The sequence below is a fragment of the Pseudomonas helvetica genome, from assembly GCF_039908645.1.
GTDB classification, from domain to species: Bacteria; Pseudomonadota; Gammaproteobacteria; order Pseudomonadales; family Pseudomonadaceae; genus Aquipseudomonas; species Aquipseudomonas helvetica.
Genome location: NZ_CP150917.1, coordinates 4588091 through 4612720 on the forward strand (window position 1 = coordinate 4588091; position 24630 = coordinate 4612720).

At 58.8% G+C, this 24630-nt stretch carries 21 protein-coding genes; 11 read left to right on the forward strand and 10 right to left on the reverse strand.

The genetic code is table 11. The features are described 5' to 3' along the window. Positions 1-7: 7 nt before the first annotated feature. From AABM55_RS21360 to AABM55_RS21370, 3 genes are all read left to right on the forward strand, one after another. The gene (locus AABM55_RS21360; protein ID WP_347927717.1) at positions 8-1297 is read left to right on the forward strand and encodes a M18 family aminopeptidase; all 1290 of its coding nucleotides are present in this window, start codon (positions 8-10) and stop codon (positions 1295-1297) included. A gap of 139 nt (positions 1298-1436) precedes the next feature. Further along, the gene (locus AABM55_RS21365) at positions 1437-1613 is read left to right on the forward strand and encodes a hypothetical protein (protein ID WP_173860023.1); all 177 of its coding nucleotides are present in this window, start codon (positions 1437-1439) and stop codon (positions 1611-1613) included. Positions 1614-1691: 78 nt separating this feature from the next. After that, a complete protein-coding gene (locus AABM55_RS21370) occupies positions 1692-3848 on the forward strand; it encodes a mechanosensitive ion channel family protein (protein ID WP_054593516.1) in 2157 nt (718 codons plus the stop codon). 528 nt (positions 3849-4376) lie between these two features. Here the strand turns inward: AABM55_RS21370 and phnR are convergent. Continuing rightward, positions 4377-5090, reverse strand: coding sequence for a phosphonate utilization transcriptional regulator PhnR (gene phnR / locus AABM55_RS21375; RefSeq protein WP_054593517.1), 714 nt, complete (start codon positions 5088-5090; stop codon positions 4377-4379). A gap of 348 nt (positions 5091-5438) precedes the next feature. Between phnR and AABM55_RS21380 the strand changes: the two genes are divergently transcribed. The 6 genes from AABM55_RS21380 to AABM55_RS21405 all read left to right on the forward strand — a co-directional run bounded on the left by AABM55_RS21380 (position 5439) and on the right by AABM55_RS21405 (position 10783). Continuing rightward, entirely contained in the window at positions 5439-6515 is a 1077-nt protein-coding gene (locus AABM55_RS21380) for an ABC transporter substrate-binding protein (protein WP_054593518.1), read from the forward strand. A gap of 137 nt (positions 6516-6652) precedes the next feature. Beyond that, positions 6653-7459 (forward strand): alkaline phosphatase family protein, encoded by an 807-nt coding sequence (locus AABM55_RS21385; protein ID WP_347927718.1) that lies wholly within the window; start codon positions 6653-6655, stop codon positions 7457-7459. Further along, positions 7456-8301, forward strand: coding sequence for an ABC transporter permease subunit (locus tag AABM55_RS21390; RefSeq protein WP_054593520.1), 846 nt, complete (start codon positions 7456-7458; stop codon positions 8299-8301). The genes AABM55_RS21385 and AABM55_RS21390 overlap by 4 nt, the downstream gene beginning before the upstream one ends. Further along, complete coding sequence (locus tag AABM55_RS21395; RefSeq protein WP_054593521.1) at positions 8288-9088, forward strand: ABC transporter permease; 801 nt, start codon at positions 8288-8290, stop codon at positions 9086-9088. Before AABM55_RS21390 ends, AABM55_RS21395 begins: the two co-directional genes overlap by 14 nt. Then, positions 9085-10089 (forward strand): ABC transporter ATP-binding protein, encoded by a 1005-nt coding sequence (locus AABM55_RS21400; protein WP_103319899.1) that lies wholly within the window; start codon positions 9085-9087, stop codon positions 10087-10089. Before AABM55_RS21395 ends, AABM55_RS21400 begins: the two co-directional genes overlap by 4 nt. A 40-nt stretch (positions 10090-10129) precedes the next feature. Next, the gene (locus AABM55_RS21405) at positions 10130-10783 is read left to right on the forward strand and encodes an HAD family phosphatase (RefSeq protein ID WP_103319897.1); all 654 of its coding nucleotides are present in this window, start codon (positions 10130-10132) and stop codon (positions 10781-10783) included. 55 nt (positions 10784-10838) lie between these two features. Here AABM55_RS21405 and AABM55_RS21410 read toward each other — a convergent pair whose 3' ends face one another. Beyond that, positions 10839-11801, reverse strand: coding sequence for a zinc-binding dehydrogenase (locus tag AABM55_RS21410; protein ID WP_054593524.1), 963 nt, complete (start codon positions 11799-11801; stop codon positions 10839-10841). A gap of 220 nt (positions 11802-12021) precedes the next feature. On the opposite strand from AABM55_RS21410, the gene AABM55_RS21415 reads away from it, so the two are divergent. Together AABM55_RS21415 and AABM55_RS21420 are read left to right on the forward strand one after the other, a co-directional pair. Next, entirely contained in the window at positions 12022-14109 is a 2088-nt protein-coding gene (locus AABM55_RS21415; protein ID WP_177474946.1) for a carboxy terminal-processing peptidase, read from the forward strand. 127 nt (positions 14110-14236) lie between these two features. Then, positions 14237-15994 (forward strand): bifunctional diguanylate cyclase/phosphodiesterase, encoded by a 1758-nt coding sequence (locus AABM55_RS21420; RefSeq protein WP_347927719.1) that lies wholly within the window; start codon positions 14237-14239, stop codon positions 15992-15994. 38 nt (positions 15995-16032) lie between these two features. Here the strand turns inward: AABM55_RS21420 and AABM55_RS21425 are convergent, their stop codons facing one another. From AABM55_RS21425 to AABM55_RS21460, 8 genes are all read right to left on the reverse strand, one after another. Further along, positions 16033-16335 carry a contact-dependent growth inhibition system immunity protein gene (locus AABM55_RS21425; protein WP_347927720.1) on the reverse strand — a complete coding sequence of 101 codons (303 nt, stop codon included), beginning with the start codon at positions 16333-16335 and terminating at the stop codon, positions 16033-16035. Positions 16336-16367: 32 nt separating this feature from the next. Beyond that, entirely contained in the window at positions 16368-16664 is a 297-nt protein-coding gene (locus AABM55_RS21430; protein WP_103319937.1) for a contact-dependent growth inhibition system immunity protein, read from the reverse strand. Further along, positions 16654-21456: an RHS repeat-associated core domain-containing protein gene (locus tag AABM55_RS21435; protein ID WP_347927721.1), complete on the reverse strand. Its 4803-nt coding sequence runs from the start codon at positions 21454-21456 to the stop codon at positions 16654-16656. Before AABM55_RS21435 ends, AABM55_RS21430 begins: the two co-directional genes overlap by 11 nt. 229 nt (positions 21457-21685) lie before the next feature. Then, on the reverse strand, positions 21686-22087 hold the full coding sequence (locus AABM55_RS21440) for a sel1 repeat family protein (protein ID WP_347927722.1): 402 nt from the start codon (positions 22085-22087) through the stop codon (positions 21686-21688). Then, entirely contained in the window at positions 22088-22459 is a 372-nt protein-coding gene (locus AABM55_RS21445; protein WP_019693066.1) for a hypothetical protein, read from the reverse strand. Next, positions 22456-22797, reverse strand: coding sequence for a helix-turn-helix transcriptional regulator (locus AABM55_RS21450; protein WP_347927723.1), 342 nt, complete (start codon positions 22795-22797; stop codon positions 22456-22458). The genes AABM55_RS21445 and AABM55_RS21450 overlap by 4 nt, the downstream gene beginning before the upstream one ends. Positions 22798-22912: 115 nt before the next feature. Beyond that, positions 22913-23368, reverse strand: a complete 456-nt coding sequence (locus tag AABM55_RS21455; protein ID WP_054593530.1) for a YkvA family protein — start codon at positions 23366-23368, stop codon at positions 22913-22915. Positions 23369-23661: 293 nt separating this feature from the next. Next, positions 23662-24375, reverse strand: a complete 714-nt coding sequence (locus AABM55_RS21460) for an FKBP-type peptidyl-prolyl cis-trans isomerase (RefSeq protein ID WP_019693069.1) — start codon at positions 24373-24375, stop codon at positions 23662-23664. Positions 24376-24630 lie beyond the last annotated feature (255 nt).

Genomic DNA, 24630 nt, shown 5'->3' on the forward strand with positions numbered 1-24630 from the left:
GCTACTTATGCGCGAAGAGTTGAACCAAGGCCTGATCGACTTCCTCAAGGCCTCCCCTACCCCATTCCATGCCACCGCCAGCCTTGTTCAGCGCCTGGAAGCGGCGGGTTATCAGCGCCTTGACGAGCGCGAGCCCTGGACCACCGAAGCCAATGGTCGCTACTACGTCACGCGCAACGACTCCTCGATCGTTGCCATCAAGATGGGCCGCAATTCCCCTCTGTACGATGGCATCCGCCTGGTTGGCGCTCACACCGATAGCCCATGCCTGCGAGTCAAGCCACAACCTGAACTGCAGCGTCAGGGTTTCTGGCAGTTGGGCGTCGAAGTCTATGGCGGCGCATTGCTCGCCCCCTGGTTTGACCGTGACCTGTCGCTGGCCGGTCGCGTGACCTTTCGCCGCGACGGCAAGGTCGAAAGCCAACTGATCGACTTCAAGGTACCGATCGCCACCATTCCCAACCTGGCCATTCACCTCAACCGTGAAGCCAACATGGGCTGGGCGATCAACGCACAGACCGAACTGCCGCCGATCCTCGCGCAATTTGCCGGTGACGAGCGTGTGGACTTCCGCGCCGTACTCACCGATCAATTGGCCCGGGAACACGGTCTGAACGCCGACGTGGTGCTCGATTACGAGCTGAGCTTTTACGACACCCAAAGTGCTGCCGTCATCGGCCTGCATGGCGACTTCATTGCCGGTGCGCGCCTGGACAACCTGCTGTCGTGCTACGCCGGCCTGCAAGCCTTGCTGACAGCTGAAACCGATGAAACCTGCGTGCTGGTGTGCAACGACCACGAAGAAGTCGGCTCCTGCTCGGCATGCGGTGCCGACGGCCCGATGCTCGAACAAACCCTGCGTCGTCTGCTGCCTGAGGGTGACGAGTTCGTCCGCACCATTCAGAAATCGCTGCTGGTCTCAGCCGACAACGCCCACGGCGTACACCCCAACTACGCCGACAAACACGACGCCAATCACGGCCCGAAACTCAACGCCGGCCCGGTAATCAAGGTCAACAGCAACCAGCGCTACGCCACCAATAGCGAAACCGCAGGGTTCTTCCGTCATCTGTGCATGGCCGAAGAAGTTCCGGTGCAAAGCTTCGTGGTGCGCAGCGACATGGGCTGTGGTTCGACCATCGGCCCGATCACCGCCAGCCATTTGGGCGTACGCACCGTGGACATCGGCCTGCCGACGTTTGCCATGCACTCGATCCGCGAGCTGTGCGGCAGCCATGACCTGGCGCACCTGGTCAAAGTGCTGAGCGCTTTCTACGCCAGTCGCGAGTTGCCGTAACGCAATCCCTGTGGCGAGGGAGCTTGCTCCCTCGCCACTGTCATTACGCGATGCTGCTGAACCATTTCTGACACGCATCAACCCACGTCGCACAAAAGCCACCTAGACTTACATCACCTTCCCCGACAAGGCTGTCGTCATGATCTCGATGTCTGTGTTCAACTCCATGCTCATTCCGATTCTCTCGGGAATGATCCTGCTGGCCATTGGCTTCAACTTTCGTGACAAGAACGCCGGGGTGCTCTCGATGTGGATCGGCATGCTGCTGATCCTCGCCACCGTGATTTACAAAATCCTCGCCAAGCTGAACGAATAAAAGCACTGACTGCGCTCGCATTGGTTTTGCCCCGCTCGTACACTCGGTCGACCTGTACCCGTTGAGGTTGACCGCCTAGTGTTCGCTCGTCTTTTTGCCCTGCCGTCTACGTTGTTCATCTGCCTGTTGATGCTGCTTCCCGTGGCGCCTGCTCAGGCCGTCGGCCTGCCGAGCCTGCTCAACGGTTCACCAAAAGCCCAACCCGAAGCAACCGCACCGCTGGGGCAATCGCTGGACGAAGTGATCAAATCACTGGAAAACGATCAGCAACGAGCCAGGTTGCTGGCCGACCTGAAGAAACTGCGCGACGTCAGCAAAAAAGCCCAGACACCGACCGAAGATGGCGTACTCGGTTTGATCGGCGGCACCCTGGCCAACCTCGAAAAACAGTTTTCCGGCGCCGACAGCCCGCTCACTCGCTGGTCCGATGAGTTCGAACTGGCCAAGGACGAACTGAGCGCACTGATGCTGCCAGCCAGTGAATGGCTGCCGATGCTCTTTGCCTTCGCCCTGATCCTGATGCTCTGGAGCCTGCTCGCCGCTGCGCTGATCTGGCTCGGTCATCGCGTTCGAACGCGCTTCGGCCTGACCGAAGAACTGCCGCAACACCCCAAGACCTGGGACATGCTGCGCTTTGCCCTGCGTAAACTCGGCCCCTGGCTGATCGCGCTGCTGATTACTGTCTACATGAGCTACGCCTTGCCCTCATCGCTGGGTAAATACCTGGCCATGGTGCTGGCTTATGCACTGGTGGTCGGTACCTGCTTCTCGGCGATCTGCGTGATCGCGTTCTCCGTGCTCGACGGCCCGCACCGCCATCGCGCCCTGTACATCCTGCGGCACCAGGCCTTTCGCCCCCTGTGGCTGATTGGCAGTTTTGCAGCCTTCGGCGAAGCCTTGAACGACCCACGGCTGGTCACCAGCCTCGGCATTCACCTGGCGCACATCACCGCGACCATCGCCAATGTGCTGGCAGCGATATTCACCGGCCTGTTCATCCTGCGTTTCCGTCGGCCCATCGCCCACCTGATCCGCAACCAGCCGCTGTCGCGGCGACTGACCCGCCGTGCACTGAGCGACACGATCGAGATTCTTGGGACCTTCTGGTTCTTGCCTGCACTGGTGCTGGTGGGAATCTCGCTGTTCGCCACCTTCGTCTCCGCTGGCGACACCAGCACCGCGCTGCGCCAATCACTGATCTGCACCGTGCTGCTGGTGTTGTGCATGGTCATCAACGGCCTGGTCCGCCGCCACGCGCTCAAGCCACAACGCGGGGCAAAGCGTCATGCGCTGTATTCGGAGCGCCTGAAGAACTTCTTCTATACCCTCGCGCATCTGGCGGTGTGGCTGGTGTTCATCGAACTCGGCTTGCGGGTCTGGGGCATGTCGCTGATCCGCTTCACCGAAGGTGAGGGCCATGAAGTCAGCGTCAAACTGTTCAGCCTGGGCGGTACGCTGATTTTCGCGTGGCTGATCTGGATCCTCAGCGACACCGCCGTGCACCACGCCCTCACCCGCTCGCGCAAAGGCCAGGCCAATGCGCGGGCGCAAACGATGATGCCGCTGATTCGCAACGTGCTGTTCGTGGCGATCTTCATCATCGGGATGATCGTCGCACTGGCCAACATGGGCATGAACGTCACACCGCTGCTGGCAGGTGCCGGCGTGATCGGCCTGGCCATCGGTTTTGGCGCGCAGTCGCTGGTTGCCGACCTGATCACCGGGCTGTTCATCATCATCGAAGACTCGCTGGCCATCGACGACTACGTGGACGTCGGCGGCCACCTGGGCACCGTCGAAGGTCTGACCATCCGCACCGTGCGCCTGCGCGACATCGACGGCATCGTGCACACCATCCCGTTCAGTGAAATCAAAAGCATCAAGAACTACTCACGGGAATTCGGCTACGCGATCTTCCGCGTAGCAGTGCCGTACAACATGGAAATCGATGACGCGATCAAACTGATGCGCGACGTCGGCCAGAAAATGCGCACCGACCCGATACAACGTCGCAACATCTGGTCGCCGCTGGAGATCCAGGGCGTCGAGAGTTTCGAGTCCGGCAGCGCAATTCTGCGCGCACGGTTCAAGACCGCACCGATCAAACAGTGGGAAGTCTCAAGAGCGTTCAACCTGTCACTCAAACGCCATCTGGATGAAGCAGGACTGGATTTGGCGACACCGCGCATGAGCATTCAAGTAGTGACGGCGGCCGGCGGGCTGGAGAAGGAATAACGAGAAAAAAGCAGACGCAGAGCGTGGCAACGATCTAAAGCCGTTCGCGCTCTTACCACTCAGGCCGGCCGGCAGGCCGCCGTGCTGTTGATCTTGATCCACCCGCCCCTTCGGAAGGCCGAGCGCAGGTGTTCATCAGGGGGTGGGCGCGCAGCGCCGTACGGCGCAGCCGGACACATCGAGAGGAGGTCGTCGCGCAGCAGACCGTAGGCGATGCCCCCTGATGGACACCGGAGTGAGGGAACGCCGAGCCTAGGCGAGGTGCCGTACGCTTGGGGCGAAGACCTTTGCTTCCTTTGGGGCGTCTGCCAAAGGGAGTCGCCGTAAGGGCGAAACCCTAAGCGGCCGTTACCGAAGAAATGGATATGTACACCTGCAAGAGGTTGGTCGGCTGTCAGGCCGCCATCGCGGGCAAGCCCAGCTCCCACAGTAGATCTATGTACATCTGCGGGAGATCGGCCGGCTGTCAGGCCGCCATCGCGAGCAAGCTCGGCTCCTACAAGAGCAGGAGCAGGAACGGGAGCAGTTTCAGACCACATCCACCCCGACATGAATCGCATCATGCCGCCAAAACTCCAGATCACAATCGATCAACCGCCCATGCTGATCATAATTGACCCGCGCAATCCGCAACCCCGGACTGCCCACGGACACCCGAAGTGCAGCCGCCGCATCCACCGACAACGCCGTCGGCACAATCTCGAAGCGCACCCGCCCATAGTGCAAATCATAATGCCGCGCATACAACTCGGTAATCGACTGATTGAGATCAAACGCCAGAATCCCCGGAAAAAACTGCGGATTCAAATAGTGCTCGACATACAAAACCAACCGTCCATCGATACGCCGCGAACGGCAGATCTGAATCACACTCGACAACGCCGGCAGCTGCAACCAGGCACACACCGCCGCTGACGCCGGCTGCAACCGCGCCGAAATCACCTCGGTCGACGGTACCCGCCCCTGCGCACTGACCATCGCGTGAAAGTGGCTGCGTTGCATCAGGTTGTACGCCAGACGCGGTGGCGAAACGAACCAGCCGCGCCGCTCCTCGCGATAAATCTGCCCCTGCGCCTCCAACTGCAACAACGCCTCACGCACAGTGATCCGCGTGGTCCCGAACAACTCACTGAGCTTGCGCTCGGCCGGCAGCTTGCTCGCGGGCGCCAGCAGACCGTGGTCGATCTGCTCCTGGAGCACCTGACCGATGGCTGTCACCGCTTTCGTTGCCTCTTCACGCATCAACGTTACCTATCTGGACTAGACCAGCACTGTTTCAGAGCAGGACTGCGCCAAAAAGCGCGTCCTGAAACGTATTGCAAGCCTAGGCAATACATATGACTGATCGATGACAAAGCCGCCGAACGGCTGATCCAGACCTGTGCAAATAAGCGGCCAAGTCCTTGCAAACCGGCCTTCCGGCCATGGTCTACGCTTACTTCGCAGCCCTCACTACCGAGCGAAAAGAATGCGAGCGCGCCTGATACCGACATCAAAGTGTCATCCAGCTCACCTAAATTGGCTCAGGTATTGCTGACCTAGACCAACAAACCGCAAACGCAGCGTTGAATACGCCCAAAGGAGCTTCGGATGAAACAGCTTTTCCTGGCATCACTGTTAGGCTCGACCATTGCCATGTGCACCGCAGCCATGGCGGCTGATACCGATTTAAAAGCCTTGGAAGCCGCTGCGAAAGCGGAAGGCGCCGTCAACAGCGTCGGCATGCCCGATGACTGGGCCAACTGGAAAGGTACCTGGGAAGACCTGGCCAAGAACTACGGCCTCAAGCACATCGACACCGACATGAGCTCGGCCCAGGAAGTCGCCAAGTTCGCCGCCGAAAAAGACAACGCCAGTGCTGACATCGGCGACGTCGGCGCCGCCTTCGGCCCGATCGCAGTCAAGCAAGGCGTGGTTCAACCGTACAAGCCAAGCACCTGGGCGCAAGTTCCGGACTGGGCCAAGGACAAGGACGGTAACTGGGCACTGGCCTACACCGGCACCATCGCGTTTATCGTCAACAAGAAGCTGCTCCACGGCTCCGAAGCCCCAACAAAGTGGGCTGACCTGAAGACCGGTAAATACAAGGTCTCCATCGGTGACGTGAGCACCGCTGCACAAGCCGCCAACGGTGTATTGGCCGCCGCCATCGCCAACGGTGGTGATGAGAAGAATATTCAGCCAGCACTGCTGATGTTCGCCGAGATCGCCAAGCAAGGTCGCCTGTCGCTGGCCAACCCGACCATTTCCACCATGGAAAAGGGTGAAGTCGAAGTCGGTGTGGTCTGGGACTTCAATGGCCTGAGCTATAAAGCCAAGATGGTCAACCCGGATGACTACGTCGTGCTGATCCCGTCCGATGGTTCGGTGAAGTCCGGTTACACCACCATCATCAACAAATACGCCAAGCACCCGAACGCCGCAAAACTGGCCCGCGAGTACATCTTCAGCGATGCCGGCCAAATCAATCTGGCGCGCGGTAACGCCCGTCCGATTCGTGCTGAAACGGGCCTGAAACTGCCTGCTGATGTCGCGAAAAACCTGATCCCGGCCGCGCAGTACGAAGCCGCCAAGCCCAAGCCGATCACCGACGCCGATGCCTGGGAAAAAACCTCCAAGGCCCTGCCGCAGAAGTGGCAGGAAGAAGTCATCATCAATATGCAGTAATGCTGCATCCGTAGGAGCAAAGCTTGCTCGCGATGCAGGCACCGCGATCTGTCTAACGAGCGCGGCGATACCATCGCGGGCAAGCCTTGCTCCTACAGGTTTTGACGCTACCACCTGATTTTGGAGTTTCCTCCCCCATGAAGCACAACGTCATCCTTGTCGTGCTCGACGGCCTCAATTACGAGGTTGCCCGCCACGCCATGGGACATCTTCAGGCTTATGTCGGCGCAGGACGCGCAGCCCTCTACAAACTCGAATGCGAACTGCCGTCCCTGTCGCGCCCGCTCTATGAATGCATTCTGACCGGCGTCACACCGATCGACAGCGGTATCGTCCACAACAACGTGTCACGCCTGTCCAACCAGCGCAGCGTGTTCCACTACGCCACCGCCGCCGGGCTCAGCACCGCCGCTGCGGCCTACCACTGGGTCAGCGAACTGTATAACCGTTCGCCATTTGTGGCGGCCCGCGACCGCCACACCGACAACATTGAACTGCCAATCCAGCATGCGCATTTCTACTGGTCCGATCACTACCCCGATTCGCACCTGTTCGCCGACGCCGAGAACCTGCGTCTACGTCATGCGCCGAACTTTCTGCTGGTTCACCCCATGAACATCGACGACGCCGGACACAAGCACGGCCTCGACACTGCGCAATACCGCAACAGTGCCCGCTCGGCCGACATCATTCTCGCCGACTACCTAAAAGGCTGGCTCGACGCTGGCTATCAGGTGCTGGTGACCGCCGACCACGGCATGAACAACGACCGCTCCCACAACGGCCTGCTGGCCGAAGAACGTGAAGTACCGCTGTTCGTCATCGGCGATGCCTTCAGCTTCAATCCCCATGCAGCCCCGAAACAAACCGAACTGTGTGGCACTCTCTGCGAGTTGCTGGGTGTTGCCCACGACAAACCTGTGTGCCGGGAGCTGCTCAAGTGAATTCAATCACCCGTGGCAAATGGCTGGCGGCGTTGTGCCTGGTGCCCTTCGCCATTTTCTTTATCGTGTTCCAGATCGCCCCGCTGTGCTGGGTGCTGATCAACAGCGTGCAATCGGAAGAGTTCGGTTGGGGCCTGGCCAACTTCAACAAGATCTTCAGCTCGAAGTTCTACATGCAGGCGATCCAGTACAGCCTCGAGATCAGCTTCTGGTCCAGCGTGTTCGGCATCGTCATCGCAATCCTCGGCAGTTACTCGCTGCGTCGGGTCGATTCGAAGCTGCGCAACTTCGTCAACGCCTTCGCCAACATGACCAGCAACTTCGCCGGCGTCCCGCTGGCCTTTGCGTTCATCATTCTGCTGGGGTTCAACGGCAGTTTCACCATCATGCTCAAACAGGCCGGGATTATTCAGGACTTCAACCTGTACTCGAAAACCGGGTTGATCATCCTCTACACCTACTTCCAGATTCCCCTCGGCGTGTTGCTGCTGTACCCGGCATTCGACGCCCTGCGTGAAGACTGGCGCGAATCGGCATCCCTGCTCGGTGCCAGCGGCTGGCAGTTCTGGCGGCACATCGGCTTGCCAGTACTGACCCCGGCCTTGCTCGGCACCTTCGTGATCCTGTTGGCCAACGCCCTCGGCGCCTATGCCACCGTCTACGCCCTGACCACCGGCAACTTCAACGTGCTGCCGATCCGCATCGCGGCGATGGTTTCGGGCGATATTTCCCTGGACCCGAACATGGCCAGTGCCCTGGCCGTTGTGCTGGTGACGTTGATGACCCTGGTGACCGTGGTCCATCAGTTGCTGTTGAAGAGGAGCTACCATGTCTCGCGCTGAACTGGGCCCCGTCGGTGTCTATCACCGGGTCGTGGTTTATCTGCTGTTCGCCATTCTGTTGCTGCCGCTGGCCGGGACCCTGATCTACTCGATCGCCAGCAGTTGGTCGGCCACCGTTCTGCCCAGCGGCTTTACCTTCAAATGGTATATCCAACTGTGGAGCGACCCGCGTTTTCTCAACGCCTTTGGCCAGTCACTGCTGGTCTGCGTGGGTGCGCTGATTCTGTCAGTGGTGCTGATCCTGCCGCTGCTGTTCGTGGTGCATTACCACTTCCCGAAACTCGACGCGCTGATGAACATCCTGATCCTGCTGCCGTTCGCGGTGCCGCCCGTGGTGTCTTCGGTGGGGCTGTTGCAGCTCTACGGTTCGGGCCCGTTCGCGATGGTCGGCACACCGTGGATTCTGGTCGGTTGCTACTTCACCGTGGCGCTGCCGTTCATGTACCGGGCGATCACCAACAACCTGCAGGCGATCAACCTGCGCGACCTGATGGACTCCGCCCAGCTGCTCGGTGCCAGCACCTGGCAAGCGGCGTTCCTGGTGGTGCTGCCGAACCTGCGCAAAGGCTTGATGGTTGCGTTGCTGCTGTCGTTCTCGTTCCTTTTCGGTGAGTTCGTGTTCGCCAACATCCTCGTCGGCACGCGCTACGAAACCCTGCAGGTCTACCTCAACAACATGCGTAACAGCAGCGGTCACTTCACCAGCGCGCTGGTGATTTCCTACTTTTTCTTTGTGCTGGTTCTGACCTGGGCTGCCAATATCTTGAACAAGGACAAAAGCCAATGAGCTATGTCAGCGTCCAACACCTGCAAAAAAGCTACTCGCAAACGGGCTCTGCCGGCACTCCGGTGTTCAGCGATATCAACTGCGAAATCCAGAAAGGCGAGTTCGTCACCTTGCTCGGCCCGTCCGGTTGCGGCAAGTCGACCCTGCTGCGCTGCATCGCCGGACTGACCGCGGTGGATGGCGGCAAGATCCTGCTCGACGGCCATGACCTGGTGCCGCTGAGCCCGCAGAAACGCGGAATCGGCATGGTGTTCCAGAGCTACGCGCTGTTCCCCAACATGACCGTGGAGCAGAACGTCGCCTTCGGTTTGCGCATGCAGAAGGTCAACGCCGACGACAGCCGCAAGCGGGTGCTCGAAGTGCTGCAATTGGTGGAACTGACCGATTTTGCCAGCCGCTATCCGCATCAACTGTCCGGCGGCCAATGCCAGCGCGTGGCCCTCGCCCGCTCGCTGGTCACCCGACCACGCCTGCTGCTGCTCGATGAGCCGCTGTCGGCACTCGATGCACGAATCCGCAAGCACCTGCGTGAGCAGATCCGGCAGATTCAGCGCGAGCTGGGGCTGACCACGATTTTCGTGACGCACGATCAGGAAGAAGCCCTGACCATGTCCGACCGGATCTTCCTGATGAACCAAGGCAAGATCGTCCAGAGCGGCGATGCTGAAACGCTCTACACCGCACCGGTCGATGTGTTTGCCGCTGGCTTCATCGGCAACTACAACCTGCTCGATGCCGCCAGCGCCAGCAAGCTGCTGCAACGTCCGATCAATGGCCGCATCGCGATTCGCCCGGAAGCCATCGAACTGAGCCGTAATGGCGAGCCGGATGCGCTGATCCGTAGCCACAGCTTGCTGGGCAACGTGATCCGCTATCGGGTCGAGGCTCGCGGCGTTGAACTGGTGGTGGACGTGCTGAACCGTTCGGCGGCTGACCTGCATGCCGATGGTCAACGGCTGGCACTTTCCATCGATCCGACAGCCCTGTGTGAGGTAGCCTGATGTTTTCGCTGTGCACACTGTTAAAGAGAGAGCAGCACTGATGGCTTTGGCAATTTTTGATCTGGACGAAACCCTGATCCACGGCGACTGCGCCTCGCTGTGGAGCGAGCAGATGGCCCGCCTCGGCTGGGTCGACGGCGAATCCTTCCTGCGTCGCGACAAGGAATTGATGGACGCCTATGGCAGGGGCCACCTGGCCATGGAGGACTACATGACCTTCAGCCTGGAGCCGATGGCCGGACGCACCCCGGAAGAAATCGAGCACCTTGTGGCCCCATGGGTCGAAGATTTCATCGAGCCGATCATTTTCAGCGACGCCTGCAAAGCCATCGCCGAGCACCGCAAGGCCGGCGACCGGATTCTGGTGATCTCCGCCTCTGGCACGCACCTAGTCAAACCCATCGCCGAACGCCTGGGCATCGACGAGATCCTCGGTATAGACCTGGAAGTGACTCACGGGGTCTACAGCGGCAAAACGGTTGGCACCCTGACCTATCGCGAAGGCAAGATCACTCGCTTGCTGGAGTGGCTGGACGCCGAAGAGGAGAACCTTGAAGGCGCAAGTTTCTATTCCGACTCACGCAACGATTTGCCGTTGCTGATCAAAGTCGACCATCCGCATGTGGTCAACCCGGATCCGGTACTGCTCGAACATGCCGAAAAGGCCGGTTGGCCGATCCACATCTGGAAGTAACCCTGATCGTTCCCATGGAGATCGTTCCCACTACGTGGGAACGATCTCTCAGTAGTCAAATCAGGCTTTCGTCGATCACCAGCACCAACTTGCCCGACACCCGATTGGTCGCAAGCTCGGCGAACGCCGCTTCAGCGTCCTTGATCGGGAAGGTCCTGGCCAATTGCGGGCTCAGGCGCCCTTCGGCGAACAGCGGCCAGACATGCTGGCTCAGGTCACTCAACAGATCGGCCTTGAACTGCTCGTCACGGCTACGCAAGGTCGAACCCAGCAGCTGAATCCGTTTGGCCAGCACCTGCGCCAGATCCAGCGGCGCTTCACGGCCGCCCATCAAGCCGATCAACAGCCAACGACCGTCGAGCGCCAGTAACTTCAGGTTCAGCGCGGCATAGTTGGCGCCGACCGGGTCGAGGATCACATCGAACGGCCCCAGGTCACGCAAACCATCCAGCCCATCAGTGCGCACCACCCCGCCTTGCGCACCCAGCGCCTCGCAGTAGGCCAGCCGGTCCGCCGAACCGACGCTGACCCAGCACGGGTTGCCGAACGCCTTGCATAGCTGAATGGCAGCTGAACCAACCCCACTTGCCCCGGCGTGCAGGAGAACTTTCTCACCCGGTTTGAGCGCAGCCAATTGGAACAAATTCAGCCAGGCGGTGCTGTAGACCTCGGGCAACGCTGCCGCTTCGACCAGCGACAAGCCTTCGGGCGCGGGCAATACGTGACGGCCATCGACCACCACTTCTTCGGCCATCCCACCGCCCGCCAGCAGTGCGCAGACACGGTCTCCGACCTGCCAGGACGACCCTGCGCCGACCTCGCTGATCACGCCTGAACACTCAAGGCCCAGCACCTGACTGGCGCCCGGTGGTGGCGGATAGAGCCCTGCCTTCTGTAACAAATCGGCTCGATTGAGGCCCGCTGCCGCCACTCGAATGCGAACTTGTCCTACGTCACACGTCGGACTGGGCGCTTCAACCCACTCCACTCGACCTTCAACGCCTTGCAATGCTTTCACAGTGCCTCCATAGTGAGTCTGGACTGAGCCCGATGCTGTAGCGCCGGGTTTTTTGCATTATGCGACCGGCCCAGGGTCGTACGAAAATTCGCCGAGTGGCGATCAGGCAGTTTTAACCCAGCCTGATCGATACGCGAGCAGTTTGCGTAGAGCCTTGTGGAACCGGCGACTTTAAAGACGGCCTAATATGCGTTATCAATTGCCCCCGCGTCGAATCAGCATGAAGCATTTGTTCCCCAGCACCGCACTTGCGCTTTTCATTGGCCTGGGCAGCTTGTCGCTGTCGCCCACTACGTTCGCAGCCAATAGCTGGGACAACCTTCAGCCCGATCGTGACGAGGTGATTGCCAGCCTTAACGTCGTCGAGTTGCTCAAGCGCCACCATTACAGCAAGCCGCCGCTCGATAACGCACGTTCCGCGATCATCTACGACAGCTACCTGAAGCTGCTGGATCCGTCGCGCAGTTATTTCATGGCCAGCGACATCGCCGAATTCGACAAATGGAAAAACCAGTTTGACGAGTTCCTCAAAAGCGGTGACCTGAACGCCGGGTTCACGATTTACAAGCGCTATCTGGACCGCGTCAAGGCGCGTCTGGACTTTGCCTTGGTCGAGCTGAACAAAGGCGTCGACAAGATGGACTTCACCACCAGGGAAACCTTGCTGGTCGATCGCAAGGACGCTCCGTGGCTGAAGACCACTGCCGAGCTCGACGACCTGTGGCGCAAACGCGTCAAGGACGAAGTGCTGCGGATGAAGATCGCCGGCAAAGACCCCAAACAGATTCAGGAAACCCTGACCAAGCGTTACAAGAATCAGCTGTCGCGCCTGGACCAGACCCGTCCGGAAGACATCTTCCAGGCGTACATCAACAACTTCGCCATGTCCTACGATCCGCACACCAACTATCTGTCACCGGATAACGCGGAGAACTTCGACATCAACATGAGCCTGTCGCTGGAAGGCATCGGCGCCGTGTTGCAGAGCGATAACGACCAGGTGAAAGTCGTGCGCCTGGTGCCGGCAGGCCCGGCGGACAAGACCAAGCAGGTTGCACCGGCCGACAAGATCATCGGCGTTGCCCAAGGCAGTAAAGAAATGGTCGACGTCGTCGGTTGGCGCCTGGACGAAGTGGTCAAGCTGATCCGTGGACCGAAAGGCACTGTGGTGCGCCTGGAAGTGATCCCGGCCAGCAATGCGCCAAACGACCAGACCACCAAGATCGTCTCGATCACCCGCGAAGCGGTGAAGCTTGAAGATCAGGCGGTGAAGAAGTCGGTCCTCAACCTCAAACAGGACGGCAAGGACTACAAGCTCGGCGTCATCGAGATCCCGGCCTTCTACCTGGACTTCAAGGCGTTCCGTGCCGGTGATCCGGACTACAAGAGCACCACCCGCGACGTCAAGAAGCTGCTGACCGAACTGCAAAAAGACAAGGTCGACGGTGTAGTCATCGACTTGCGCAACAACGGCGGCGGCTCCTTGCAGGAAGCCACCGAGCTGACCAGTCTGTTCATCGACAAAGGTCCGACCGTGCTGGTACGTAACGCCGACGGCCGGGTCGATGTACTGGAAGACGAAAACCCGGGCGCCTTCTACAAAGGCCCGATGGCGTTGCTGGTCAACCGTCTGTCTGCTTCGGCTTCGGAGATTTTTGCCGGCGCCATGCAGGACTACCACCGTGCGCTGATCATCGGCGGCCAGACCTTCGGCAAAGGCACCGTGCAAACCATCCAGCCGCTGAACCATGGCGAGCTGAAACTGACACTGGCCAAGTTCTACCGGGTTTCCGGACAGAGCACCCAGCATCAGGGCGTGCTGCCGGATGTCGACTTCCCGTCGATCATCGACACCAAGGAAATCGGCGAGAGCGCCCTGCCGGAATCCATGCCGTGGGACACCATTCGCCCGGCCATCAAGCCGGCAGTCGACCCGTTCAAACCGTACCTGGCACAGCTCAAGTCCGAGCATGATGCCCGTTCGGCCAAGGACGCGGAGTTTGTGTTCATTCGCGACAAACTGGCACTGGCCCAGAAGCTGATGGCGGAAAAAACCGTCAGCCTCAATGAAGCCGAACGTCGCGCGCAACACGCCGATATCGAAGCCAAGCAGCTGGTGATGGAAAACATCCGCCGCAAGGCCAAGGGCGAAGATCCGCTCAAAGAACTGAAGAAAGAAGACGAAGACGCCATCGCGGCCGAACCAGATAAGACCAAACCGGAAGACGATGCCTACCTGAGCGAAACCGGGCGGATCCTGCTGGATTACTTGAAGCTGAACACCGCGGTCGCCAGCAACAAAAAGTGATGGCAATTTAATGCTGACGATCCCCGGATCGTCATCAAACAGTCATCATTCTGTCGTGAAATAAAGGACTGGGCCCGCTCTCTGAAAAAGAGCGGGCCCGGTCCTTTTTTTATCGCCAGAGATCGCCATGACCACGACCGAACAGCTGAGTGCCTTGAGTTCAATACTGGCTCAAAGTGGTTTGCACAGTCTGTTCCAGCCGATCGTTTCACTGTCCGAACGACGCATCCTCGGCTATGAAGCCCTCAGTCGCGGGCCCTCCAACAGCCCTCTGCATTCGCCCATCGCGTTATTCGCCGTGGCCCGCCAGGCAGGCCGTCTCAGCGAACTGGAAATGGCCTGCCGACACAGCGCCTGCCGCCGCTTCAATGAACAGCAGTTACCGGGCAAGCTCTTTCTTAACGTCTCTCCCGAATCGTTGCTCGAAGCCGGCCATCAACCGGGTAGAACCTTGCAAATGCTCCAGGACTTCGGCATTCCGCCAAGCCAGGTGGTGATCGAGCTGACCGAGCAAACCCCGACCGACGACTTTCAGTTGCTGCAAAATGCATTGCATCACTACCGTGCCATGGGTTTTTCGATTGCACTGGATGACCTGGGCGCCGGGTATTCGAGCCTGCGGCTCTGGTCGGAACTGCGCCCGGACTATGTGAAGATTGACCGGCATTTTATCGATGGCATTCATCAGGACGCGCTCAAGCGCGAATTCGTCGGCTCGATCCTGCAGATCGCCAAAGCTTCGCGGGCACAGGTCATTGCCGAAGGTATCGAACTGCCGGAAGAACTCGCGGTGTTGACCGAGATGGGGGTCGACCTGGTGCAGGGCTATCTGTTGTGCCGTCCGCAGGAGCACCCGCCACGGGACGCCCGGACGATGATGCCCAAGCACGACAGCAGCGCCGTGGCGCTCAACGATGAAGGCAGCGACCTCAGCGCCCTGCTCAACGAACATCCGGCTGTACACCGCGATACCCCTACCGCTGACGTGCTGGAAGCCTTCCGTCGTCAGGCCAACCTGAACTCGCTGGCAGTGCTCGACGAACTCGGTCAGCCCTGTGGCATCGTCCACCGTCATTCGCTGTCCGATGCGCTGCTCAAGCCGTTTGCCACCGATCTGTTCGCGCGTAAGCCGATCAGCCGGCTAATGAGCGATGACTTCCTCGCCGTTGAGCTCAGCCAGTCGCTGCAACAGGTCAGCCGGCTGATCACCAGCCGCGCCCGACAGCGCATCGAAGAGGATTTCATCATCACCCTCAACGCCGGCTATCTGGGCCTGGGTCGGGTGATCGATGTGCTCAAACTGATTACCGAGTTGAAAATCCAACAGGCCCGCTACGCCAACCCGCTGACCCTGTTGCCGGGCAACGTGCCGATCCAGCAGTGCCTGACCCGGCTGTTACAGCAGAGCCGCGAGTCGGTGATCTGCTACGTCGACATCGACAGTTTCAAGCCTTTCAACGATATCTACGGCTATGGCCGCGGCGACGAAGTCCTGCTGTGCCTGGCGCAATGCCTGAACGACCGCGTCGACCCCAGCCGCGATTTCGTCGGCCATATCGGCGGCGATGATTTCCTGCTGGTCCTCGGCCCGGAAGACTGGCGCAAGCGCCTGAACCAGCTGCTCGAGGACTTCCACAGCCAATGCCGACGCTTCTACCGCAGCGAACACCTGGAAGCCGGCTGCTTTATCGCGCCTAATCGTCAGGGCGTCCGCCAGGAATTTGCGCTGCTGTCGCTGTCGATTGGCGTGGTGCATCTACACCCAGAGGCCTGTGGACAACTCGACGCCAGCCAACTCGCGGAAATGGCCTCACAGGCCAAGCATCATGCGAAGAATGTTCAGGGGGGGAGTATTTATGTGATTGATAGTTTGGGGGTGTTGTAAAAAAATCTGTCCCGTTTACACGCTCCGTTCTTTGTTTGTCACTTAATACGACTAGCAATATACCTCAACCATAACTCACCTGACTCCCACGCATTCCAGTAGCAGTAGTAACAGCTCAGTTCTTTCAATAAGTACTCCCTTAATTCCAATTCATCCTTCTTCTGGTTAAGCAGCGCATTGAGCTCTTGCCGCACCAGCATTAGATCCCCGGGGTCAGAATCGGCTAAAAAAGCATCAATCACTTGCTCAGGAGCCTCATATTCAAGCGTCCAATCTTGATGAAAGTACGCTCCAAAAAAATCGTGCAGCTGGGAAAGTTTACGTTCACACCCATTATTCAAGACAAGTGATAGATCTACATATCAAATATCGCTCACTCGCCAAGAATACTAACAACATGATTCAACCACACTTCCCCCGATTCCCATTCATGCCAGTAGCAGTAACAGCAGCTCATATTTTTCAGCAGAAACTCTCTTAACTCAAGCTCACACTTATGCATCTCTAGCAGAGTAGAAATTTCATTTTTCACTCCTGAAATGGCCTCCACGGTAGAGTCGGATAGAAAAGACCTTACAACATCATCAGCCGCCTCATACTCACACATCCAATCCTCATTAAAATAGGCTCCCAAGAACTGATAAAGCTGTGAAAAAGAATCATCGATCACTTGCATACCCCGTTAATATATTGTACCCAGTCGGCGAATTTGGCGCTCTCTGAAGTATCAATTTGACGATAGATAAAGGCTCGAGTTTTCCACTATGACGAACGACTCCAACGCCTATTGGTACTGGCATTTGCTGCGCAATAACAAGTTTGCGCGCTCTACCGCTCAGAAAATCATCAATTATCTCCTCATTTTTAGCTATAACACTTAAAACTGTTGACTCAGCAGCAGCCCTATTTGGAAACGTCGATGCTATTGGTATATGTGGCTCGGCATTGAGCCTGTCTCGCAACTGCACCTCTGTCCGACCGACATGCTTCGCAATAAGATGCCCTCCTTGAGCCTCATGTGCCGCTAAACCTCCACCCGGAACAATCTCGCTAAATGGTCCATCCGCCTCTATCTCTCCAGGGCATCGGCATGACAACCCCAACGGATCCACCCACCCCGTCGGATTCGGGGTGTACTGATACCCGTTTAACCCACCCGCCAGCTTGCTCGGATCCGGCGTCAGGTAGCGGCCAATGTCCGGATTGTAGTAGCGATGCCGGTTGTAGTGCAGGCCTGATTCAGCATCGAAATACTGCCCCTGAAAGCGCAACGGTTGCTCAAGCTGTTCTTCGCCAAAGTGCTTCAGGCTGGCGAGTTTTCCGTAGGCCTTGTAGGTCGCCGACCAGACGATCTCGCCGCTGTAATCCGTCAGTTCCTGCGGGGTGCCGAGGTGGTCGAGTTGGTAGTAGAACGGACAGGCCTTGCGCGGACCGAAGCCGTCGAGCATGGCCAGGGGGCGGAAGCTGCCGGGTTCGTAGAGGTAGCTGCGGTAGTGTTCTTTGCCGCGTTCGGCGACGAGGTTGTCGCCTTGCCAGAAGAACTCGGTGGTGTGGCCATCGACGGTTTTGGCGATGCGCCGACCGAAGGCGTCATAGCGGTAACTGGCAGTTTTGCCATCCGGCAGCGTGATGCCGATCAACCGGTGCTGGCAGTCGTAGCGGTATTCGGTGACGAGTTTCTGCCCGGTGCCTCGGCGTTCGCGGATCAGGTTGCCGAAGGCGTCGTAGTCGTAATGGCGGTCGCCTTGCAGCAGCAGGCGGTTGCCTTTGATCGTCGCCAGGCCCGGGCGATCGTGCATCTGCAGGTTGCCGGCAGGGTCATGGGCAAAGCTTTCCTGCTGTGGATCGCGAGAGTGGCGGACGCGAACCAGGCGGTTCAGCGGATCGTAGTGATAGTTGCGCTGGCCGTGACGACTGTCGGCAATGAAGTCGAGGTTGCCGTTGGCGCTGTAGGCGTAATCGCGACGATGGCGTGGCTGCTCAGCATGAGAAACCGCGTGGGCGCGCAATCGACCCTGCTCATCGTAGAGATACCGACTGAGCAGTTGACCCTGCTGGCGTTGCTGTTCGCGTCCCGCGTCAAAGACGTGCGTGGTCAGCCGCGTGCCGTTGAGGTCGATAGCGCTGAGCGCGCCGCCCTTGGCATGGTGGTAGTCGAGGGTGCTGTTGTCCGGCAGGCGCAGGTGATCGAGTTGACCGCAAGCGTTGTAGCGATAACGCAAGGTGCCCCAACCCTGATGCTCAGTGATCAGTCGGTCTTGCTGGTCGTACTCGAACTCCAACGGGTGGTCGCGACCGTCATCGATGCTGACCAGACGACCAAGGCTGTCGTAGCGATAGTCGACCTTCTGGCCATCGGGCAAGGTCTTGACCAGCAAGCGCCCCGCCGCATCGCGCTGGTAAGCGGTGATCAGCGTTGAGCCGTCATCGCCAAATTCGGTTTTCTCCAGCAGATGGCCGTTGAGGTCATAGCGGTACGCGGTGCGCCGACCATCAAAACCGGTTTCTTGCTCGATCAGTCCGTTGGCGCCGTACGCCAACTGATACTTTTCGCCCACCTCGTTTTCGATTTCGCTGAGCAACAACCGCGCGTTGTCGTAGCGATAGTGCAACTGGCTGCCGTCGGCATTGATGCGACGGCTGACCAGATGAAGGTCATCAGCGTATTCGTAGCGCGTGACCTGGCCCGACTCATCGCGTTCGGCGATGAGTTTTCCGTAGGCGTTATAGCTGAAGGCGCGGGTGACACCTCCAGGCAAAGTGGTCTGGATCAGCCGGCCGAGAACGTCCCATTGATACTGGGTGACCGCACCCTGTGCATCCTGACGACGGCTTTGCCGGCCCAATGCGTCGTAAGCGAAATACCGCCGACCACCGTCCGGCAGTTGCTCTTCGGTCAGTTGCCCGAGGTTGTTCCAGACAAAGAGGTGACAACTGTTATCCGGATAGCGGATCGACAGCAGTCGCCCTCGATCATCGTACTGATAATGGGTGACATGCCCATCAGGGTCGATTTGTTCGGTGATATCGCCCTGGATGTTTCGCTGGTACTTCCAACGCGCCTTGCCCCGACGCATCACCCGAACGAAACCGTTGTGATATTCGTAGTAAGTCGGTTCGTCTTCTGGCGGAATGACTGCCAGCAACCGCCCGGCATCGTCATAGGTGTATTGGGTGACCCCGCCGAGAGGATCTTTCTCGGCCACCAACTGACCGTTATCGTCGTAAGCCTTGAGGTGTTCGGCCCCGCCCGCCTCGACCTTGCGCACCAGCCGCGCCTGCTGGTCGTGGACGTAAACCTCTTGGCTGCCATCGGCGTTGTGCAGCGTGACGCTGCCGTTATCGTCCCAGGCATAACGGGCGTCCATCTGCGCAAAACTCGCCCAGTGCCGCACGCATCGGGCGGCTTTGCCTTCGCGCTCCCACTCCCAGAAAAAACTCGCGCCGCCAGCCAGTTGCCGCTGGAGAATCACCGCCTGATTGTCGTAGTCGTAGCGCTCGCTTTCGCCCGCGGCGTTGACGGCTTCGATCAGTCGACGGCAGTCGTCATAGCGATAGGCGACCAGCGTTTGCTCGGTCTGCCAGGCTTCATCGACACTCGCAGCCGCACGATAGACTTGATAGTCGACGGCGATCAGATGTCGCCGGTCGTAACACAACAGCAAGGCGCGACCCGCGCCGTTGTCCAGACGTTTGATCCGCGCCTGCCGATCGCGGGTGATACGCAGGCGGTTGTTGTAAGGGTCGCTGATGGCCGTGAGGTTACCGTCACGAAAATGGTAGAACCGTGTCGCCTCACCGGCCTGGGCGAGGATCAGTTCATCGGCGTCGTCGCCCAGATAAATCGCTGCACGGGACAAACTGTTATGGATCGCCGGACGCTCGGCGTTGGGTCTCGGGAAGCGCGTGCGGCGGTTTTCGTGGTCGATCCAGACGACGTTGTCGCCGTCGATTTCCAGGCGGTGCGCCAGCGAATGGCTCCAGCCAAAGCCCAGTCCGCTGTCGATCTCCACCGCGCTGGTGCGGTACAACCGGGTGAAGGCAAACGGCAGCACACCGTCGAGTTCGCCATCGGTGAGGGTCAGCAGTTCTTCACCAGTGACCATCGACACCGGGCAGTTGTGGGTGGCGGTTTTATCTGCCGAATCGGCGCTGTCGCCGTTGGGGTTTTTCGCCTGATCCGGGGCGTTGTCGTGATGCTCCTGCTTGCTCAGGCTGGTCTTGGGTCCAGACTTGTCGCGGGCGATGGCCGCAGGGTTTTTCACGTAAAGGATCGGCGCTTCACCGGGGGTAATCTTCAGCGGCCCTCGGGGTGTTGGCGCCAGCGACGCCTTTCGGGCACTCATCATTAGCGGCTTGAGCGCATCGGCATGACTGCTGAAACGCTGATTGCTCGACACTTGCGCCAGTCGGATGCTCAAGGCTGCCAGCCACTGTCGAGCACGCTGCGACTTGATCTTCTCCAGCACTTTGGCGCCCACACCGGCCCCAACGCCCATCGGTCCGGTCACGCAAGCCAGGAGCAATCCGATCAACACGCCTGTACGAATTTCGGCCATTACTTCGGCTTCGTACTGCGGCGGTAGCATCCGCAACCAACTGGTGACGGCCGTCAGATAGATGAACAGCAACGGTTCATCGCTGAGCACCAGCAAGCCATTGGCAATCGCTTCTGTGGAAGCGTTGAGCAGGGTCTCGAGCTCGGCCTGGGTCAGGTACTCAAGGAGCTTTTCACTGTTGGCTTGCAGGTCGGCCAGCAAGTGATAGAACTGCTGAACATCGTCCCAGAGGTCGAGCAAGGCGCTTTCAACACCCCGTTGATCAGCCTGCTGCAAGGCGTTGTAGCGCTCGATAAAACCGCTTTGCGAAAAGCTCACCCACAACGGTTGAAACTCGTTCGTCCACTCGCTTTGCAGCCAGTCCTCAAGCTCGGCAATGGTGGTTTGATAAGAGGCGTAGAGTGCCTTGACGTGGTCTTGAGTGACGTTGGGGTAAAAGGTGATTCGGTGCCGCTGGCCACGCCAGCATTCGGGGACTTCGAGGATGCCGCCAGGGCCGATAACTGCGTGGACCGGCTCGCCGACCACCTCATCCCCTCCCGGCCCATCGATCAATGCTTCGAGCATCACCGGGGTATTGCCGATCGGCACAAAACGCGCCGCCTCGAACATGTGCACCAGGGTCAACGATCCGCCGGCCGGACAGGACGCAACGGTGGCGCTGATCGGAGTGGTCGAGTTTTTCGGTGCACTGAGGCTGACGTCGTTGCCAACCTTGAACACCTGCTCGACATCCAGCGCTGCGCCCGTCCAGAAACTTTCGGCCCAGGAATCGTAGTCACTGAGGCAGTGCCGAAAGTCGTTGAAGACGGCTTGAATGTCCGGGCTTTTCGGGTTCAGCGCAGCAATGACCAGATGGCCAATGGCAGTGTTCAAGGCCTGCAGTTTTTTTGGATCGAGCATTCTCAATCTTCGCGCGGTCACTGTGGGACGCGAGACTGTGCGGGGATTGCGCGGGGAATGAAGTCAGGACAAACGGAGGATGATGTAGGGTATTTCGTTAAAGCGAAGGGGATGGCTCAATCAAGCAGAACGGGCACTGCTTGATCGGCGAATACTTTACAAACACCTGTAGGAAAGTGGCTCACCCGCGATCGCAGGCAAACCGGATCAGCCGGTGCGAGAGTGGCCGTCAAGTATCACGTGACGCCAGTTCCTTGAGCTTGATCTCGGCCAGCGGATGTCCGGCCTTGGCCGCCATCTGCCACCAACGCGCCGCCTCGGCAGCGTCAGGGGCCTTGCTCGGTGTTCCGGCAAGGCTGATCACGCCAACCTGATAGGCTGCTTTAGCGTCCCCCGCCAATGCGGCAAGGCGCAACAAACGTACGCCTTCTTCACGGGCGCCGAGACCTTGGCCACGGAACGTCAGGATGTGGCCATAGAAGCTTTGCGCACCAACATCACCAAGGTTCGCCATGCGCGCGAACTGGCCTTCAAGCCAGCTCCAGCCGCGTGGCTGGCGGACAAACCATGACCAATGAAACAGCCTGCGTGCCAGCCAGTAACTGGCACGGGCCTTGAGTCGCCAGAGCATTCAGGCCTCCGCAGATTCGGGGTATTCGTACTCAAACACCCGTACCACTTCCGACGCATGCCAGGACGCGGCAGCCACGCCATCGGAAGGCCCGGAGAAACGCCCCAGTCGCTCGACGCATTCGAAGAACCCGGTGCGCGGCAGACGGCTAGCGCCTTGGCTGATGACCAGCGAGCTGCGCAGCGGCTGCTCGGCCCGTGCATCCAGAGCTGCCAGGTGCTCAAGCGCGGCAGTCAGGGTTTGCATGGCCGGGCTTGGCAACTGCAAACGCTCAAGCAAAGCGCGATAAGTCAAAAGATGACGCTGGCGACGGGCCTGATCCAGCTCGCCGATTAAACCGTCCCAATGCTGACGACTGATGCGTACGCTCACGATTCATCCCTCCATCCCAGCACCGTCAGTTCCCAGGCCAGGCTGCGGCGAATCGCTGCGTCAGGTTGACGCTCGCCACTTTCGATCAAGGCCAGGTAAGACGGGCTGATGCCTACCGTGCGGGCTAGCGCCTCAATGGCGATGCCCTTCCCTTCGCGCAAACTGCGTAGTTGATCCAGACCTGGAAGAACCTGGTCTGCTGTGGCCGCGTGACGGACTGTCGCTTCACGCGGTGGTTGTTCAGTGACGCCTGCTGCTTTCAATAACGCTTGATACTGAGCCCACGGCAGAACCGCATATTCGGGTTCGCCATCACGTGCAATTATCTGAATATCCATGACTACCCCGTAGGACAACAACACTTAGCGAGTCAGCACTTTTCCTTAGAAGTGTAATCCTAACAGCCGATAAGGTCGCGAGGGGCGATCAATCTGTGGATGAACCTGATTCAACTCAGGTTTTTTTCGGGCCTTGCAGTTGTAATTGCTCCGGCGTATCAGGCAAGCGCTCCACGACCGCAAGCTTTTCTGGACTCTGACGGTCGCGCCAGGCACGGAAAGCGTTCAGTTCGTCATCGAGGGTTTTCAAGACCCAGGCCAGCACGGCGATGTCATCGAGCATGCCAAATACCGGGATAAAATCCGGGATCGCGTCGAGCGGGCTGAGGAAGTACATCAGCCCCGCCACCACTATCAGCATCGATTTGCGACTGATGTCCCGATACTCACCGCGCCAGTACGCCAGGCACAATGCCTGCAGCAATCTCAGGTCATCTTTAAGCTTGCCCAAACGGTTACCCTGGCTCGCCCCTTTTCTGGCTACGGCAAACAACAGGGCCGGTAATCGCCCACGACTGAGCAACCTTCCCGCCAAGGGTAAAAATCGAGCGAAGTTCCAAGGTGCTTTCATCATCTCTCCCGCTGAAATGTTATCCACACAAATTGTGGATAACCTTGTGAACAGAGCCGCTTTTCACGCCTGAAGGCCACGTCCTACAAGGGCTAAGCTCAGATCGGGCGTTTTTTACTCACATAAAAAAACCCAATATTTCATTGACTTGGCAACCTACAGCGTTTAGCTGCGGCACCCTCAATGCTGTGACTCCACTCCACCGCGTCCGTTCGCTTGAATTGTCGACCACCGAACGCCAGATGCAACAACGCCCCGCATGAACGGGGCGTTGTTTTTATAACAGACGCTGATTACTTGGCAGCGTCTTGTTTTGCCGGATCTTTGATCGCCAGCAGTTCCAGGTCGAATACCAGCACCGAGTTGGCCGGGATTGCCGGGCTAGGGCTTTGTGCACCGTAGGCCAGATCGCTAGGGATGTACAGTTTGTACTTCTCGCCGACGTGCATCAGTTGCAGACCTTCAACCCAACCCGGGATCACGCCGCTAACCGGCAGATCAATCGGGCTGCCGCGCTCGACGGAGCTGTCGAATACGGTGCCGTTGGTCAGCTTGCCAGTGTAGTGGACAGTCACCACGTCAGTCGGCTTAGGCTGTGGGCCATCGGCTTTCTTGACCACTTCGTACTGCAGACCCGAAGCCGTGGTAACGACACCCGGCTTCTTCGCGTTGTCTTCGAGGAATTTCTTGCCGGCAGCTGCCGACTCTTCGCTCATCTTGGCCAGACGCTCTTCAGCGCGCTTTTGCAGCGCAGCGAAAGCTTCGACCAGTTCGTCATCCTTCAGTTTCTGTTCTTTCTTGCCAACGGCATCTTCGATGCCTTGGGCTACCGCTTTGGAGTCCAGGTCATCCATGCCTTCCTGAGCCAGGCTCTTGCCCATGTTCAGGCCAATACCGTAGGAAGCTTTTTGCGCCGGGGTTTTCAGCTCGACGCTGGTCTGCGAGTCACAACCCGCAAGTACCAGGCTAACCAGGGCCACCGCCGCCGCCAACCGATGCTGTTTCATGCTATTTCCTTGTTCATGCGCCTAAAGGGCAATCGAATAAAGCCGCGAGCTTATCAGGCCGCCACGACCAATGGCTACCGGCATGAGAGCAGGAAAGCTCCGATAAGTTCAGGTCTTTTAATGCATTTTGCGAGCGCTGGTCATGAAGCTTCTGTCAGCTTCTTCTCAGCGCAATAAACGCCGGTTCCTACAGCGCCTGGCGTAATGGCCACTTGCCTCGCACCTGGAGCTAAGGCATAACAAGGCTATAAATCA

What these genes read in the sequence shown, in the direction of transcription:
- AABM55_RS21385 (WP_347927718.1), top strand. Translation starts at nt 6,653, where the DNA reads ATGAAGCACAACGTCATCCTTGTCGTGCTCGACGGCCTCAATTACGAG.
- AABM55_RS21450 (WP_347927723.1), bottom strand. Translation starts at nt 22,797, where the DNA reads ATGGATATTCAGATAATTGCACGTGATGGCGAACCCGAATATGCGGTT.
- AABM55_RS21440 (WP_347927722.1), bottom strand. Translation starts at nt 22,087, where the DNA reads ATGCTCTGGCGACTCAAGGCCCGTGCCAGTTACTGGCTGGCACGCAGG.
- AABM55_RS21455 (WP_054593530.1), bottom strand. Translation starts at nt 23,368, where the DNA reads ATGAAAGCACCTTGGAACTTCGCTCGATTTTTACCCTTGGCGGGAAGG.
- AABM55_RS21405 (WP_103319897.1), top strand. Translation starts at nt 10,130, where the DNA reads ATGGCTTTGGCAATTTTTGATCTGGACGAAACCCTGATCCACGGCGAC.
- AABM55_RS21420 (WP_347927719.1), top strand. Translation starts at nt 14,237, where the DNA reads ATGACCACGACCGAACAGCTGAGTGCCTTGAGTTCAATACTGGCTCAA.
- AABM55_RS21365 (WP_173860023.1), top strand. Translation starts at nt 1,437, where the DNA reads ATGATCTCGATGTCTGTGTTCAACTCCATGCTCATTCCGATTCTCTCG.
- AABM55_RS21360 (WP_347927717.1), top strand. Translation starts at nt 8, where the DNA reads ATGCGCGAAGAGTTGAACCAAGGCCTGATCGACTTCCTCAAGGCCTCC.
- AABM55_RS21395 (WP_054593521.1), top strand. Translation starts at nt 8,288, where the DNA reads ATGTCTCGCGCTGAACTGGGCCCCGTCGGTGTCTATCACCGGGTCGTG.
- AABM55_RS21460 (WP_019693069.1), bottom strand. Translation starts at nt 24,375, where the DNA reads ATGAAACAGCATCGGTTGGCGGCGGCGGTGGCCCTGGTTAGCCTGGTA.
- AABM55_RS21435 (WP_347927721.1), bottom strand. Translation starts at nt 21,456, where the DNA reads ATGCTCGATCCAAAAAAACTGCAGGCCTTGAACACTGCCATTGGCCAT.
- AABM55_RS21415 (WP_177474946.1), top strand. Translation starts at nt 12,022, where the DNA reads ATGAAGCATTTGTTCCCCAGCACCGCACTTGCGCTTTTCATTGGCCTG.
- AABM55_RS21400 (WP_103319899.1), top strand. Translation starts at nt 9,085, where the DNA reads ATGAGCTATGTCAGCGTCCAACACCTGCAAAAAAGCTACTCGCAAACG.
- AABM55_RS21380 (WP_054593518.1), top strand. Translation starts at nt 5,439, where the DNA reads ATGAAACAGCTTTTCCTGGCATCACTGTTAGGCTCGACCATTGCCATG.
- phnR (WP_054593517.1), bottom strand. Translation starts at nt 5,090, where the DNA reads ATGCGTGAAGAGGCAACGAAAGCGGTGACAGCCATCGGTCAGGTGCTC.